Source organism: Kallipyga gabonensis (assembly GCF_001286805.1).
Taxonomy (GTDB): domain Bacteria; phylum Bacillota; class Clostridia; order Tissierellales; family Peptoniphilaceae; genus Kallipyga; species Kallipyga gabonensis.
In genome coordinates, this window is the sequence record NZ_CXYV01000002.1 from 1163876 (window position 1) to 1180179 (window position 16304).

The 16304-nt window shown below is 46.7% G+C and carries 13 protein-coding genes and 1 tRNA gene; 2 read left to right on the plus strand and 12 right to left on the minus strand.

Annotated features, from left to right (window positions below; genetic code table 11):
* Positions 1–171: 171 nt before the first annotated feature.
* The 3 genes from BN2373_RS06780 to BN2373_RS06790 are packed head-to-tail and all read right to left on the minus strand — an operon-like array spanning position 172 to position 4713.
* Positions 172–2550: a transglutaminase TgpA family protein gene (locus BN2373_RS06780; RefSeq protein WP_053943335.1), complete on the minus strand. Its 2379-nt coding sequence runs from the start codon at positions 2548–2550 to the stop codon at positions 172–174.
* On the minus strand, positions 2540–3748 hold the full coding sequence (locus tag BN2373_RS06785) for a DUF58 domain-containing protein (RefSeq protein WP_053943336.1): 1209 nt from the start codon (positions 3746–3748) through the stop codon (positions 2540–2542). The genes BN2373_RS06780 and BN2373_RS06785 overlap by 11 nt, the downstream gene beginning before the upstream one ends.
* On the minus strand, positions 3745–4713 hold the full coding sequence (locus BN2373_RS06790; RefSeq protein WP_053943337.1) for an AAA family ATPase: 969 nt from the start codon (positions 4711–4713) through the stop codon (positions 3745–3747). Before BN2373_RS06790 ends, BN2373_RS06785 begins: the two co-directional genes overlap by 4 nt.
* A 188-nt stretch (positions 4714–4901) precedes the next feature.
* Here BN2373_RS06790 and BN2373_RS06795 point away from each other — a divergent pair, with 188 nt between their 5' ends.
* The gene (locus tag BN2373_RS06795; RefSeq protein ID WP_053943338.1) at positions 4902–5897 is read left to right on the plus strand and encodes a tyrosine recombinase XerC; all 996 of its coding nucleotides are present in this window, start codon (positions 4902–4904) and stop codon (positions 5895–5897) included.
* Here the strand turns inward: BN2373_RS06795 and BN2373_RS06800 are convergent.
* From BN2373_RS06800 to BN2373_RS06810, 3 genes are read right to left on the minus strand one after another with little or no spacing between them, the layout of a single operon-like run.
* Positions 5894–6151 carry a kinase to dihydroxyacetone kinase gene (locus tag BN2373_RS06800; protein ID WP_053943339.1) on the minus strand — a complete coding sequence of 86 codons (258 nt, stop codon included), beginning with the start codon at positions 6149–6151 and terminating at the stop codon, positions 5894–5896. The genes BN2373_RS06795 and BN2373_RS06800 overlap by 4 nt on opposite strands.
* Positions 6152–6171: 20 nt before the next feature.
* On the minus strand, positions 6172–6663 hold the full coding sequence (locus BN2373_RS06805) for a threonine/serine exporter family protein (RefSeq protein ID WP_053943340.1): 492 nt from the start codon (positions 6661–6663) through the stop codon (positions 6172–6174).
* A 9-nt stretch (positions 6664–6672) separates the two neighbouring features.
* Positions 6673–7461 (minus strand): threonine/serine exporter family protein, encoded by a 789-nt coding sequence (locus tag BN2373_RS06810; protein ID WP_053943341.1) that lies wholly within the window; start codon positions 7459–7461, stop codon positions 6673–6675.
* Between the two features lie 130 nt (positions 7462–7591).
* Between BN2373_RS06810 and BN2373_RS06815 the strand changes: the two genes are divergently transcribed.
* Positions 7592–7674: transfer RNA gene (locus tag BN2373_RS06815), tRNA-Leu, on the plus strand.
* Positions 7675–7724: 50 nt separating this feature from the next.
* Here BN2373_RS06815 and ald read toward each other — a convergent pair.
* From ald to mutS, 6 genes are all read right to left on the minus strand, one after another.
* Positions 7725–8843, minus strand: a complete 1119-nt coding sequence (gene ald, locus BN2373_RS06820; protein ID WP_053943535.1) for an alanine dehydrogenase — start codon at positions 8841–8843, stop codon at positions 7725–7727.
* A 191-nt stretch (positions 8844–9034) separates the two neighbouring features.
* Positions 9035–9364 (minus strand): LysM peptidoglycan-binding domain-containing protein, encoded by a 330-nt coding sequence (locus tag BN2373_RS06825; protein WP_053943342.1) that lies wholly within the window; start codon positions 9362–9364, stop codon positions 9035–9037.
* Between the two features lie 117 nt (positions 9365–9481).
* On the minus strand, positions 9482–10771 hold the full coding sequence (locus tag BN2373_RS06830) for a methionine gamma-lyase family protein (RefSeq protein WP_238379635.1): 1290 nt from the start codon (positions 10769–10771) through the stop codon (positions 9482–9484).
* A complete protein-coding gene (gene miaA, locus BN2373_RS06835) occupies positions 10768–11724 on the minus strand; it encodes a tRNA (adenosine(37)-N6)-dimethylallyltransferase MiaA (RefSeq protein ID WP_053943343.1) in 957 nt (318 codons plus the stop codon). Before miaA ends, BN2373_RS06830 begins: the two co-directional genes overlap by 4 nt.
* Before the next feature lie 8 nt (positions 11725–11732).
* Positions 11733–13631 (minus strand): DNA mismatch repair endonuclease MutL, encoded by a 1899-nt coding sequence (gene mutL / locus BN2373_RS06840; protein WP_053943344.1) that lies wholly within the window; start codon positions 13629–13631, stop codon positions 11733–11735.
* Positions 13628–16285, minus strand: a complete 2658-nt coding sequence (mutS, locus tag BN2373_RS06845; RefSeq protein WP_074018040.1) for a DNA mismatch repair protein MutS — start codon at positions 16283–16285, stop codon at positions 13628–13630. Before mutS ends, mutL begins: the two co-directional genes overlap by 4 nt.
* Between the last annotated feature and the right edge of the window lie 19 nt (positions 16286–16304).

Consider the following 16304-nt stretch of genomic DNA (forward strand, 5'->3'; position numbering starts at 1 on the left):
AAGTTGGTATCTCCGGTAAATGATATCGGTCTCCTCTTATCAACCTCAAAATTGATTCGGAGGGGAGAGGAGGACGAATCGGGGTCTTTTATTTCAAAAGCTAAATTATGTCACAAAATACATATTTTGTGACAACAGAGGGGGCTTGCTGAAAGAAGCTATTGTCACCGATCACCAGGTTTGTCTCGGAACTTTAAGAACCTCCCTAAAGAGCCAAGCGGTCTTGGTTAGATTCTTTTTTCGCTCAGCCGATAGTTTGACGTAGAGCCGATGAAGAGCTTGGAGGTCTTCCTTATCCGGTTCTTCTTCTCCGTAACGGAATGCTTCAAGGCCGGCTTGGGCAGCTTCGATTTCTTCCCAACGATATTCATCTTGGAGTTTTCTCAGCAGGTCCTTCACCGTATCTTTTCGTTCGACTTTTAGACCTTCCTCTTTGGTCATCCTTTGAATTTCGGCCCATATTCTTCCCATAGTTTCCTTATTCTTTGTCTTTGCCATGGTCAGAGATAACGGTGATTGACGAGTTTCCCAACGATGTCGCTTTACCTGGATTTCAAGGAAAAATCCAAGCATGATAATGGATATGATGAGTGCCATAACCAGTAATTTCGCTTGAGAGGCGCTCAGATGCGTTTTAGGCGATTTTTCGTCCTCAGAGGTATCATTGTCCATTGACATGGAAGTTTCTTCATCTACAGAGGCTTCAGACGATGATTCTTCTGAAGATTCCCATGACTCGGTTGATTCTTCTTCAGATACTTCTTCACTGCTATTATCCGTATGATTTAAGGATAAACCGGATAGGTTTTCCATATGTGAAGATGGTGTGGCTTCGACAGGAATCCATCCTAAACCGTCAATATGAATCTCACACCAGGCATGAGCCTGGTTGGCATTCAGGCTACGGTAAGCCATCCCGTCCTGGGCGATATCCATAAAAGGAAGAACAAAACCTTCGCAATAGCGTGCTTCATAGCCAAGATCCTTTAGGAGTAAGGTCATGGTTGTGGCAAAGTAGACGCAGTAGCCTTCTTTATTTGTTAAAAAGTTATCAATAAACAATTCGTCATCAGAAATTCTTGAGACATCCAGCTTGTATTTGTAGCGATTGGAAAAGTGATCATGAATTTGAGTCACCAGGCTGGAAAAGTCCTTTTCCTCTCCATAGACAATCTTATGGAGAGTTGGATCCAAGTCAGCAACTTTACTTTCCAGCCCTCTTTCCCCCTTTCCTTTCGTTGGTGTATAGGCAGAAAGATTCTTAGGATCAGACACTTTCTCAAGAGGGATAAAATGGTCAACAGAGACTAAACCGAATTTGTTATAGGGGGATTCGGAAATAACCATCCCGCTATCACTATATAAGAAGCCGGTGTCAATTCGAAGCCCGGCAAATGGGTCGGAGAGATTGATAGGATGATCAGAGGCTTGAAGAAGGCGTCCTAACAGTCCCGGTTTCCCGGAAGTAAAGACAATCTTATTATCCCGATAGGTTCTCTGATAAAGAACTGTAGGTCGAATGAGCTTATCTTTAATGGCTTGATCTCGAATGGTTTTATCCGTAAACCAGAAAGCCTGAGCCTTCTCTGAAGTAACATCATCAAAGAAACTTTCATCCCAAGGGAATACTTTCAACCGTTGTTCTTCTTTATAGGACCAGGAATGGCCATCAAAAGCATCATAGCTGGATCCGCGAAGGTAGAGCGAATCGGGTCCGGCTGCCACATCCATATAGGGGTCTTGATTAAGCGTCACGGGACCGCCTACGCGGAGATTTCCCTGGGGATAAAAACCTAATTCTTTCAAGGAAAATGCAGTTACCTCTCCCCCTTCCATTGGCCGACGGTCATTAAGAAATCGATGGAGTCCGGGATAAAAAAAGGTCTCTGCGGGGATGACCAGTGAAAGAAGGAAGGTCAGGCCGACCAGGGTTAAACCGAAGGTGATCGGAGGCCTCTGGTCTCTTCCAGCCGGGTCCTGGCGAAAGGCATAGGAAGCATAGACGCAAAACAGGCCGGCAAGGAGGGCGAAGATCCACCTTGGATCAAGAGTAAGGTCTTCAATGAAGAATAGAGGACCAATCAAAAAAAGAAGATTTAATAGGGGGATGGGCAGGGCCCAAATGGTGAATACGGAAAGAAGGGCGGTAGCGAATAGAATAATCGTGGGTAGAAACGGTGGCATAGCTACCGGATGATCAAGGGAGGTGACTTGAATCCAATCAAGAACTTGTTGAAAGCTACCTTCTTTTGACATCCAGAATGATGGAGATAAGAAAGAAAGCCGAAAATCTGAGCCGGTGAAAAGTTGGACGATAAAAAAAAGAAGGGCAAGGCCGATGACCGGCAAGGAAATTTTCCAGTGATCAAAAAAGATTCCTGAAAGAAGACAGACGGATAGAATAATCAGTAGTCCGATTTGGAGGTTAAGATTCATTGAAGAAGAATACTGACCGACAAGGCGGAGACTAAAATAACTTAAACAGAAGGCAAAAATGGAGGAGGTTAACCAGGATTGGAGGATCTGTGCCCATTCTATTTTATTTTTCATGGCCAGCTCCCTTCTTTTCATCCAACCAGTAACAGGTAAAATCAGCCTTTTTTACCTGATCAACCATACTTGGATCATTCATGGACAGGTAGGATAGGCAGATAAAATAAACCCCTGACTCATAAGCTTGGATCAGGGCACCTAAGGATTCCTGATCAAACCGTTGGATGAAGATGACCTGCGCCTTATCACCCATCGGTTCAATCTTCCAAGTGATTCCTCTATTTTGAAAGGGAAGTTTAGCCAACCAAAGCCGGAGTTTACCTTCCTCCTCGATTGAAGGAAATGTTTGATATTGTCCCTGAACGTCGGAAATCCGAACCACCTGTCTCCGTTCAAGCATAGTTTTTGTAAAAGTATAAATTTGATCCAGAAAAAAATTACGGTCTTTTAGGAGGTCAAGCTGGTCCCCGTGAAGGGTGGTTTTTTTTGCCAGCATGAAATGGGGAGACGGTCCTTCGACATCGGCAGTGTGAACAAGGACTCGTAAGGGTTCCTGTTCGGTATCCGAATAGCGTTTTACCATAAACTCCTGGAGCCGGGCTGTTAGTTTCCAGTGGACATGGGCCATGGACTCCCCCTGTGTTAAGGGGTCGATGGAAAAAAGGTCATCCGTTACCGAAGTCATGTTCTTTTTCTGGATGGGATCACCGAGGTCATTGGCCAGTGCAGTGAGTCGGGACCCGGCTTCTCCCTGACTGAGACTGGGAAGGGCATAACAATGGGCCATGTGGTTAAGACGCTTTTGACCGAAAGACATCCGAATAAAACCCAAAAAGTCCTCATAAATAGGCTCCTGAGTTTCCAGGGTATAGGTTCCGGTAAAAGGCAACATGAAAGCCAGGTCAACTTTTCGGCTCTCCTTGGCTTGAAGCATGACTTCCATGGGTTTTTCCTTTTTCCCCTGAACAATCTTCAAGTCAGGAAAGAGAAGGAAAAAAGCCATGAAGGGTGATTCGTTGGTCAGCTGGCAAATCCAATGTCCTTCCTGCCCCCGGCTGAGAACCTGAGGTCGGATGGTCAAATTGGCTTTGAGCTTTCGATCGGACAATTTTGAGAAGATGATCGACAGGATAGGTAAAAGAGTCCAAAAGATCATAAAAATATGGGGAAATGGCCGCAGTTGCAGGTTGGCCAGGACGAGTAGAACCAGCCAACCCAAAGCCCAGAAGATAAGGCGGGGTCGGATTGCTTTCATCGGGGAGCAACCATTTCTTTCAAAAGCCGGTCAGTAACCTTGGCCGAAGAAATCCCCTGTCCCCGAGCCTGGGCCTTCATGATCATCCGGTGATCGAGGACATCATGAGCCATCCGCTGAATATCATCCGGCTTTACATAAGTGCGTCCTTCCATAAGAGCCAAGGTAGAGGCGGCCTTTAGAAGCATGATGGAGGCACGGGGGCTTACCCCCAACTCCACCCATTCCGACTCCCGGCTTCCCCGGGTTAAGGACAAGAGGTAGCGTTTAACCTCATCTGAGGCAGTGACATTTTCCACACTGTCACGAATTTGGCGGATTTCATTGGCATCAGCAACTACGCGAACCGTTTCCGAGAGATGCTTAAGGGCATCCTTATCCATAATCAGCATTTCTTCTTCTTTTGAAGGATAACCGATGGATAAACGCATCATAAATCGGTCCATTTGGGCTTCCGGTAAGGGATAGGTTCCGACATGTTCAACCGGGTTCTGTGTCGCCATGACCATAAAGGGTTGAGGCAGGATGTATGTCTTTCCTTCTACGGTCACCTGGCCTTCTTCCATCGCTTCCAAAAGGGCTGACTGGGTCCTCGGAGAGGATCGATTGATTTCATCCGCCAGGAGGATCTGTGTCATGGCTGCTCCCTCACGGAAGACAAATTCCGATGTCTTGGGGTTGTAGATATTAAATCCTGTCACATCTGAAGGCATAAGGTCAGGGGTAAATTGAATACGCTGGAAGTCCAGACCGACAGCACGAGCCAGGGCTCTGGCAACCGTGGTTTTCCCAATCCCGGGCACATCCTCCAATAGGACATGACCGCCGGCCAAAAGACAAATAAGCATTTTACGAATAACTATCTGGTTACCCACAACGGACTCTTTGATGGATGCCAGTACGTCTTCCGTGATCTTCTGGGTCAGGTCGGCAGCCTCTTTAACAGTGATTTTTCCTATGTTCATGACCAATATCTCCTCAATAAACAAATTACTCTATCCGGTAAACAGCTAAATCCAACAAGTTTGAGCTTGTATCTATTTTGTTACATATCTTTTGTTATTATACCTCATGAGAAGACGGGCTACAAATTCCGCTTTCCCCCTCCCTCCCCCTCTGTGGTAAAATGCAGGAAGAAAGAAAAGAGGACCACATGACCGATTACTTACCACTTCTTCTCGAAGATTATATCAATTACTTAAAAACGATACGGGGTCTTGCCCCGACGACAATTAGAGAATATACCTATGACTTATCCTCTTTCTTCCGCTTTCTTCGGCGGAGAAAGGGCGGTTCGGAATTTCGCCGTATGGATTTTGAAAAAATTCCCATTGGAGACATGGATCTTGAAGACCTTCAGTCAGCTAACCTTCACGACATTCAGGCCTTTCTGGCTTTCAGCGAAGACGGAGAAATGCCCTCAGCTAACCGTCGAGCAAGGAAGACTTCAGCCCTCCGCGGTTTCTTTAAGTATTTAGTGGTCATCGAAGAGGTCCTCGACAAAAATCCCATGGATAAACTCAGTTCGCCGAAAAAAAAGAAAAGACAGCCGGTCTACCTAACTCTTCCCGAAGCCATCCAGCTCATTGACCAGGCCGGCCGGGAAGAAAATCAATTCTTCCGTCTGCGAGATGTGGCTATCCTGGTGACTTTTTTAACGACAGGAATTCGACTGAGCGAATTGGTTTCGCTCAACCTCAATTCATTGAAGGAAGATCACTTCAACGTGGTCGGTAAGGGTGACAAAGAAAGAACTGTCTATATTACGGATGCCCTCAGTGCTGCTCTTTCCTCTTACCTTTCTGTTCGCCCCATTGTCGCTGGCGAAAGTGCCCTTTTCCTGTCCTCTCGAAAGAAGCGGATGAGTCAAAGAGCTGTCCAGCACAGGATTGAAAAAATCCTCAGGGATGCCGGCTTTGATACCACTCGATATTCTGTCCACAAGCTTCGTCACACGGCAGCAACCCTGATGTATAAAGAAGGAGTGGATATCAGAACCCTACAAAAAATATTGGGTCATGCCTCCATCGGCACGACCCAAATTTACACCCATGTAGATGATCCTATGGTTAAGCAGGGAATGGAAAAAAACCCGCTTTCACAAATGGACCTCCCCCATCCCGGTTCCGACCGGGACCAGGAACATTAACCCTTGAGTCCCCGGGATTGCCGGTCCATATCTTCTACGACAATATCAAAGATTTCGCCCAGGCTTCGGCAGTATTTTAAGACATCCCAAGGCTCATTTGTGTGATAGTGAATTTTGATGAGATCGTCTCCTCCCACTGCCAGGAGGCAGTCACCTTGAAAGTTTTCTTCGATATAGTCATGAATAGCATCCTCATCCAGATTCTCTCCTTCAATGAGGAGCTGGGTATCATAGCGATATTCCGTCTCTTGCATTTTTCATCCTTTCTTGCCTCCTAAAAACGGGAGGCATTTCGTTTTTGTATCCGATCGACAATTCCTTTTTTCATAATGTATAAGGCTTCCACCATGATCACACCGAGAGCGATGGACAAGGCTAAGGAAAGGGTCTCCATCATTTTTGTGTTTGCTAAGCCGGAGTCACCGGTAATGAACCCCACGACCATCTGGAAAAGCTGCATGCCCGGGACCAAAGATGCCAAAGCCGGGATCAGAAAAAGAGTTACCGGTCCTTTTAATATTCTGGACCCCTCCTGGGCACACCAGGCAATGAAAGCAGAGGAGAGAAAGGCCGCCGGGACAATTCCGATTTTTTGCCAGGTAGAAGTATAGATACCCCAACCGAAAAAAGCCATGACTCCTGCAGATAGGGAAATCTTCCATGAATCACCTAAGGCTAAGGCGAAGAAGGTCACCCCAAGGAGAGCACCCAAACACTCCCAAAAAACGAATAGATAAGGATTGGAAAAGAAAAAATCTTCAATCATAGGCTCCTCCTAAAATATCCAATTGATGATTAAGAGAGAGAAACCTGCTCCAAAAGCCAGGGCTAAGGCCGTAGCCAGAGCGGAAAGCAGGTTACCGCCTGCAGTGAGATAATCCCCCTTCATCATATCCCGAATACCGTTAGTAAAGGTTGTTCCCGGGAAGAGCATGATGAGGGAGCCCAAAATCATGGGATCCATCCGGACTGAGGGAATGAGCTTGGAGAAAAAAGCCAGGAAAAAACTGGCAATAACAGTCTTGAAAAAAGCAGGGGTAAAGGTCTGGTCGATATTCTTGGGTAAGACATAGTCGATGATGACCGTCAAAAAAGCGGCAACACCGGCAAGAAAGGACTCCAGGATCCCTCCACCCCCCATCATACAAAAGCCCCAGGCAAAGGGGAAATTCATCAAATTAGCGTAGGGTACTTGCTTCTTTTGCGTGGAAAGAAGAACCAGGTCCATGTAGGCCTCATCCAAGGTCATTTGATTTGATGTCAAGGCTCGGGAGATCTCGTTAACCCTTTGGATTTTATAGAGATCAAAAAAACGGGACTTGATCCGCTTAGTTGCCGTAATATAGGTTTTATCATCAAAGGTAATGGTTACCATGAGGACGGTGAGCAGGCTTACAACATCGACTTCCTGGTGGTCAGATAAAGCCAGGATCCTTTCCATCGTATCTTCCACCCGGTAGGTTTCTGCTGCTGAGGAGGTCAAGATAGACCCGGCTAAAAGAGCAATCTGGAGGATTTCTTTGTCTCGACTATGCAGTTGTCCCTCCCGAATTTCCGTTTCCATCAAGCATCCTCCTCCCCTCTTGGTCTTTGCTTATTATATCAGAGGATGGGAAAAAGAAAGTGGCAAAAAGGCAAAAAATTTTCTTGCATTTTACCTCATCATCTCTTATAATGTCTTTGTTACCCAGTATGCGGGTGTGGCGGAACGGCAGACGCGCTAGTTTCAGGGACTAGTGAGAGCAATCTCGTGAAGGTTCAAATCCTTTCACCCGCATAAAAAAAGAGGACCTTAAGGTCCTCTTTTTTTATGCCTATTTCAATGGATTAAGCGTGGATTGCCTGTTTTAATGGGAGATATTCCTGGTGGGTAGCCTCAGCGACATTTTTATTGGTTAATTCACCCAGATAACAGTTAACGCCTTTAGCCAGTGCCATATCCTCTTCCGCTGCCTTTTCCAAACCCATATCGGCTATTTTCAGGGCGTATTTGAGCGTGGCATTCGTCAAAGCAATGGTTGAGGTTCTAGGTACAGCTCCCGGCATATTGGTCACGCAATAGTGAATGACCCCTTCTTCGATATAGATAGGGTCATCATGAGTAGTTGGCCTTGAACTTTCCGCACAGCCGCCCTGGTCAATGGATACATCCACAAAGACGGCACCATTCTTCATCATCTTGAGATGGTGGCGGCGGATCAGCTTGGGGGTTGATCCACCGGGAACCAGGACAGATCCGATGACCAAATCTGCATTCTTAAGGACTCGTTCAATATTGGAATCGGAGGAAACCAAAGTTTGGACATGGGCTCCAAAAATATTATCCAGATATTCCAATTTTTTCACTGACCGGTTAAGGATAGAAACGTTAGCTCCCATACCTAAAGCAATCTTGCAGGCATTGGTTCCTACTGCCCCGGCTCCAAGGATAACGACATTGGCTTTGGGCGTACCGGGAACACCGGCAAGAAGGATCCCGGCCCCACCAAAGGGCTTTTCCAAATATTTAGCCCCCTCCTGAATAGAGAGTCTCCCTGCAATTTGGGACATCGGGGCAAGGCAAGGTAAGGATCCGTCCTCATCTTCAATGGTCTCATAAGCAACCGCCTTGATTTTATGGTTCAAAAGAGCCCTAAGCTGGTCAGGAGCGGCAGCCAGGTGGAAGTAGGTGAAAAGAATCATCCCCTCCCTAAGGAAGGTATACTCCTCCTTCAGAGGTTCTTTAACCTTGATCATAAGGTCAACAGTGTTCCATACTTCCTCCGCTTGATCAAGAATGGTTACGCCCAGAACCCGGTAGTCCTCATCAGGGAATCCGGAACCAAAACCGGCATTTTTTTCCAGAAAAACCTCATGGCCATGGGCAATAAAATCCCGGGCTCCATCCGGTGTTAATCCTACACGAAATTCATTGTTTTTAATCTCTCTTACGCAGCCCACTTTCATGGCAAAGATCCTCTCTTTCCTCAATTCCCTTCAACCGGACGAGCAAGAACTTTTCGGCCGGGAAAAACTCCTTTTAAGCTTACCATAAGAGAAGACATAGGGAGAAATAATATCCTATTTTTTGCAATAAAAAACGCTGCCTAACGAGCCGGTGATCAGGCCGACTCGTTATTATGGGCAGCATTAATTTATTAAATATTTGGGATAAGTAGGGGTTGACCCGGGTGCAGGGTCGACTTACCCAAATCATTTAACCGATAAATTTCTCGAACAAGATCACGTGTATCAATATTCTTCCCTTTGGCCAGTCCTTTTGCCAGGGCCCAAACGGTATCTCCTTCCTGAACAATAACCTTCTGATAGGATTGATTTTTTCTTACTTCCTGTTCCGTCATCCCATAGGCCATTCGGTTTGACATCCAGTTAAAAGAGGCAAAAAATACGGAAAATAAAAAAAGGCCGGCAATAAAGAGGAAGGTAAGAAACCTCTTTTTATTAACAATCAGAGTTCTTTTTTTCATGACGATTTCTCCTTTTAAGAACATTTGTTCGATCTGTATTAAGAATACACGAACAAATGTTCTTTGTCAAGAAAAAAAAAGAAGAAAGTGATAAAATCACTTTCTTCGAGATCACTTCTAGATTTCTTTGCTATCTTCAAGAGATTGAATGCTAAGCAGAAGGGCAAGCTTGGCCTGGTCATAGACCAGTCCCCCCTGGTAGTAAGCAAGGTAAGGAGGTCGAAGGGGACCATCTGCCGAAACCTCAATGGAGGAACCATCGATAAATCCTCCCGACGCCATGATAACCTGGTCACTATATCCGGGCATAGACCAGGGATAAGGAACAACCTCAGCTCCTACACTGGCTGCCTGCTGGATGGCCCGAACAAAAGAAATCAAACGGTCAGGGTCTTCCAAAACAATGGCCTGAATGATATCCGACCGTGGATCATCCAAAGAAGGATAGCAGGTATAGCCCAAATCTTCATAGACTTTGCAAAAGAGAAGGGCACCTTTTAATGCCTCTATGGTAACGTGGGGGGCCAGGAATAAACCCTGTAAAGTGGTCCGGGTCGTTCCAAAGGTAAGTCCCGTATCCTTGCCTAAACCGGGTGCGGTCAGGTGGTTCATGCAGCGGTTGACCAGGTCTTCCCTTCCCGCAATATAACCGCCGGAGACAGCAATTCCGCCTCCCGGATTTTTAATCAGAGAACCGGCGATAATATCAGCTCCCACTTCGATAGGCTCCCTGGTTTCCGTAAACTCACCGTAGCAATTGTCAACCATAACTATAGCCTTCGGCTGTCGGGCTTTAATGAAGGAAATTGCCTGCCCCAGTTCATCTATAGTAAAGGCTCTTCGATCAGTATACCCGGTGGAACGTTGAAGTTCGACCAAACGAACCGGCGTCTTTAAGGCAAGGTCAAGAGCATCATAGTCGATGGTCCCTCCTTTTTTGAGAGGGATGGCGGAATAGTTGACCCCTTTTTCCAGAAGGGTACCCACCTCCTTCCCCTTAACGCCAATGACTTCCTGAAGGGTATCATAAGGCTGACCGGTGACGGCCACCATCCGGTCCCTCTTAGACAGGAGGGCGAATAGAATGGTAGAAAGAGCATGGGTACCTGATGCGATGGAGGGACGAACGATGCAGGCCCCCGCCTTAAAAACATCCCGGAAGATGGCCTCCGTCTTATCCCGACCGCTATCGCCATAGCCATAACCGGTAGCTGAGAAAAAGTCTGCTTGAGAAAGACGATTTTCCTGAAGGGCTCGAAGAACTTTGAGCTGGTTGTAGGACCGGATTTCCTCTAAAGCCTTAAAGCGAGCTTGCAACTTTTTTTCGGCCTTTTCGATTCTTTCAATGGTATTTTCTCGTAGACCGAAAGAGGAAAGATAAATATCATGTACATTTGTTTTTTTCACTGTGTTGATTCCTTCTCTTTTGATAAAAAATTCTCTGTTAAATCGACCATCAGGCGGAGAATATCCTCCCGATTCGTTTCCTTGTCGATATTGAAACGATAAGCATTGTCATAACGCTTAAACCAGGTCACCTGTCGCTTGGCATAATTCCTGGAAAACTGTTGGATCAGGCGGATCATTTCCCCTTCAGTAACTAACCCTCGAAAATACCAACCGACCTCCTGGTAGCCAATGGCCGATGCTGCTTGGGACTTCCTTGGCCAATGCCGGTTACGTAAGCTCAGATTTTCTTCAACTAAACCGGATTCCACCATGGCAAGAACCCGGTCGTTAATGTCTTGGTAAAGTTCTTGCCTTTCCTTGTCCAGGATAAAGATCAGAGGTTCCCAACGTGGAGAGAAGTTCTCCTCCCGTTTCTTCGCCGACATGGGCTTGCCTGTCGAGTAAAAAATTTCCAGCGCTCGTATGATCTTTTTTCGGTCACCGGGAAAAAGAGTACGAGCAGAGACCGGGTCAACCTTTGCCAGACGGTCTAATAGAGCCTGTCCTCCTTCCTTCTCATAATCAGCGTGAAGCTTTTTTCTTAGATTCTTGTTGATATTCAGTCCACCAAACTGGAAATCATGCAGGATGGCATCCATATATAGTCCGGTTCCCCCTACAAACAGAGGGACTTTGTTTTGTTTTCGAATCTTGTCAATGGCCCGGTAGGCCAGAGACTGATAGTCCTCAGCGGTGAACCGGTCACCGGGATCAACCACATCCAAGAGATAGTGGACCACTTCCTCCCTCTCCTTCGGGGTTGCCTTAGCTGTCCCAATGTCCATCCCCCGGTAGACCTGCATGGAGTCCATAGAGATGATTTGGGCATGGATGGCCTTGGCCAGAGATAAGGAAAGAGAAGTTTTTCCCACTCCCGTCGGGCCGACTAAAAAAATAATTTTTTCTCCCATAGTCTCCCCTATTTATTTCGCATGAAGCGGTTTTCCAAATCTCGTTTCGTCCTTACAATTACCGTTGGCCGACCATGGGGACAGGTCAAGGGATAATCACAGGATCGGAGGGCATTGTAAAGGGCTTCCACCTCTTGGGCATGGAGGAGGTCGCCTTGTTTTACGGAAGCTTTGCAGGCTTTCATGGCTAACTGATCGACCATATCATCCAAATCCGTCCACTCCTGTGGAATATCAAAATCCAGGAGATCATAAAAAATCCGGTCATCACGAGGAGTCTTGAATAAAAGGGGAATTTCCCGCAAAAGGAGGGTTTTTCCACCAAAAAGGTCAAAGTGGTAGCCCATCTCCTCCAGGGCATCTTTTCGCTCATCTAAAGCACTTAGCTGGAGGTCATTGAGCTCCAGGGTCAGGGGCTCAAGGAGAACCTGAACATGGGGTTTGGATTCTTTCATGATCTGTCGAAAGTGCTCATAGTTAACTCTTTCATGAGCAGCATGCTGGTCAATGTAGAAGACCCGGTCACCTCCCCTGTCTTCCAAAAGGATATAGGTTTTGAAAAGAATGCCTACAAAGTTGAGATCATCATAGGGAGGAAGAAGGGAATCATCAGGGTTCTTTGAATTCTTTTCCGGCAAGTTTATGTCCTCTTGACCTGAGAAAAGATCCAGAACCTCCTGGTCATCCTCAAAAACTTCCAGAGCTTCTTCTCCGGATCTGTCAGGTTCGGATTCCCCCATTCTCCTTGAATAATCCCGAGAGGGTTCAGTGTCGGGACCATAGGCCCGGTTTAGCTCACCTAAAGGAGAGGCACTCGTATCCGACCAGGCATAAGACGAAACAATCTCCCGATAAGCATCTTCAGAAGATAGATCCCGGAAGAGGCCCTGATGAGGGTTTTCTGCCTGACCATCAGGAAGAGAAGGCTTATGGGTCAAAGCCTTTGTCATCAAGTTCTTTAAGAGGTCCACCAGTTCGTCCGGGAAATCATAGGTGATCTTCTGCTTGCTGGGATGGATATTCACTTCCAGGTTTTTCGCATCCGTTTCAATAAAAATCTGATAGGCAGGAAAACGACCATTAGGAATGATGGATTTATAGATATCTTCCACGACTTCCTGAATTTGTTCATCGACAATATAGCGACCATTGATATAGAGGAATTCCATCTGTCGGTTTCCCCGGTAAAAGGTGTTATTTCCAATCCTACCTTTGATGGTGAAATGAGGACTTTTGCCTTCAATGGGTAAGAGGGATTGGAAGTATTGACTTCCGAAAAGAACCATAAGATTTTCATCCAGGGAACGGTCTTTATGGGTTTGGAAAATCCTCTTGGACTCCCTCGTATAGCGGATAGAAATATTCGGGTTTCCCACAGCAAAGGCATACATCAGACGTGATACTTTATTTCCTTCAGCGGTATCCGACTTCATAAACTTCTTTCGGACAGGAAGAGAGTAAAAAAGATCTTCAACCACAAGCTGGGTTCCTACGGACATGGCCACGGGGTTGACCGCTCTGCTCTTTCCCTCTTCAAAAATGAATTCATAGCCGGAGGATTGGTCTTCTGTCCGTGTACGACAAGTCACCTGAGCAACAGCCAGTATAGAAGCCAGGGCCTCACCGCGAAAGCCCAGGCTGAGGGTTTGATAAAGATCCTCAACGTTTCGGATCTTGGAGGTCGCATGACGCTCAAAGGCCAGAGGGACCTGGTCCTTTGGGATGCCGACTCCATTATCGGTGATGATAATTTTTTTCTTTCCTCCATCGATGATATCTACAGAAATGTCATCAGCTCCGGCATCAATGGCATTCTCTACCGCCTCCTTAACTACGGAGAGTGGTCCCTCAATGACTTCACCGGCAGCAATTTTTTCTATAGTTTTTCCATCTAAACGTTGGATCATTGATCATCCTCCTCTGTCATTTCCCGTGCTTGACGGACCAAATCGTCCAGGGTCGTCAAGGCCTGAACCGGGGAAAGATCATTGATATTAATTTCTGCCAGGGAATGAAGAAAGGCTCGACGTTTGAAGTCGGTGAAGTCCTCCTGGTGGTCGGAAATCTCGGGTGTCTCCTTGACAAAGGAAAGGTCATTGATGGCGTCAATATTTGACAGGATGTAGTTTGCCCGGACCAATATTTCCGAAGGCAAACCTGAGAGTTTGGCCACTTCGATTCCATACGACCGGTCGGTCATTCCCTCAACTACCTTGCGGAGAAAGATCAGTTGACCTTCCTCCTCTTTGATATCCACCTTTCGATTGCTAATCGAATTCTGTTTATTCGCTAAGCTGGTCAGCTCATGGTAATGGGTGGCAAAGAGGGTCTTGGGTTTTTTATGAGCATCCAGGTATTCCAAGATGGCATAAGCGATGGATAAACCGTCATTGGTGGATGTTCCCCGTCCCACTTCATCCAGGACTAAAAAAGAAGAGGAAGTGGCTTCATCCAGGATTTCCGCCATCTCTTTCATTTCCACCATAAAGGTAGATTCCCCTCTTTGGAGGTGGTCACGGGCTCCAATCCGGGTCAGAATTTTATCAGTAATGGGAAGGGAGCAGGACTTGGCCGGTACGAAGGATCCCATCTGGGCCATGATCAAAATCAATGCGTTTTGCCGCATATATGTGGACTTGCCGGCCATATTGGGTCCTGTAATAATTTGGATCCGGTTGTCTTTAGCCCCAATATCCAGATCATTGCCGATAAATTCCTCGTCTTGAATCACCTCGACAACAGGGTGTCTCCCCTCAACAATTGTAATTCGGTCCTGACCGGAAGACTTTCCTTTTGGGTAAAAATGGGGGCGGACATAGTTCTCATCGGATGCTAAGGCAGCCAGAGAGAGAAGAACATCAAGCTTGGCCAAAAGTTTTGCTGTTTCCTGAATCCGGATGGCCTGGTCGGAAATGGTCTGACGGATCTTCTGAAAGATGGCGTATTCCATTTCTTTAATCGCCGATTCATCTCCGGTAATTCGCCCTGCCTGGGCCTCCAAAAAGTCCGTCGTATAGCGTTCAGTATTTTTTAAGGTTTGTTTACGCTGGTAGTTGGAGGGAACCTTCGACAGGTTGGATTGGGTGACTTCGATAAAATAACCGGCGTTTTTCCGGTAGATAATCCGTAGGTTGTTAATTCCTGTTCTCTTTTTTTCCTCAGCCTCATATTTCACCAGGGCCTTTTTCGCTTCATCCGAGCCCGACCGAATCCGGTCCAAGTCTTCTGAAAAGCCCATCCGGATCATCCCCCCATCCGTGATGGTGATGGGAGGCTCTTCCACGATGGCCCGGTCAATCAGGTCTTTGATGTCGGCCAGGGGGTCCATGTGACCAAAGAAAGTACGGACCGGGCTAGAGTCTGAAGTATCCACCAAGCGAAGGATTTCCGGAAGAGGGCTAAGGGAAAGAGACAGGGAAAGGAGATCACGGGCATTTCCCCGTTGGTAGGAGAACTTTCCAAGGAGCCTTTCCAGGTCGTAAACTTTAGACAGACTTTCTCGAAGAGGCAGACTGAGGGTTACCTTATCTTTGAAGGCCTCTACAAGATCCAAACGGCGGTTGATCTCCCCGATATCCATAAGGGGCATATCCAACCATTGACCCAAAAGGCGAGCTCCCATTGCCGTCTTGGTCCTGTCCATGACATCCAGAAGGCTCCCTTTACGTGTATGGTTGAAGAGGTTTCGATCCAACTCCAGATTTTCACGACTGGTTGCGTTAACCAGCATATAGCGATCGGTTTCCAACCATTGGAGCTGGTTGAGGTGGCTTAACTTTTCCTCCTGGAAGGAGTAAATATAGTCGAGAAGAGAGGCCACAGCAATCGCAGCGACGAAATGCCTTTCCACCTCCTTCCTTCCACTCGGGCCTAAATAGCCCTCCACCCTATCCCTGGCCTGGGTAGCTTTTTTCGGATCCACATCAAGGCGACTCAGAAAAACAGGTAGCTTATCCAGAACCGGTGACAGGGCTCCCAATATTTCCTGATTATTCTCATCATTCAGAATGAGGATTTCTGAAGGTTTTATCGTGGCCATCCAGTTGCGGACAAAGGTTATCGGATCTTCCTTAAGGTTAACTTCTGTCGTTGCGATTTCTCCGGTAGACAGGTCAGCATAGCACAGCGCCGCTTTATTCAGGTAAAAGTAAAGGCAGAGTAGAAAGTTATTTTCTTTTCCCTCAAGAGCATCGGTGTCCGTCAAGGTACCGGGGGTTAGGATACGGGTAACCGCCCGTTTTACCAGGCCCACTGCTTGGGCAGGATCCTCCATTTGATCCACGATTACCACCTTATATCCCTTATCGACCAGCTTGGAGCTATAGGATTCGATGGCCTGATGGGGTACCCCGCACATCGGTGCTCGCTCCTCTAAACCGCAAGATTTTCCGGTTAGAGCGATTTCCAAAACTTTAGAAGCGACTTCTGCATCCTCAAAGAACATCTCATAAAAATCACCTAGCCGATAAAGGATCAAGGCATCCGGGTAAGCTCGCTTTGTTGATACATAATGCTGCATCATCGGTGATAGCGTCTCTATATCGATATAGTCCCATGTCATATTTCCACCCCCTTTCCAT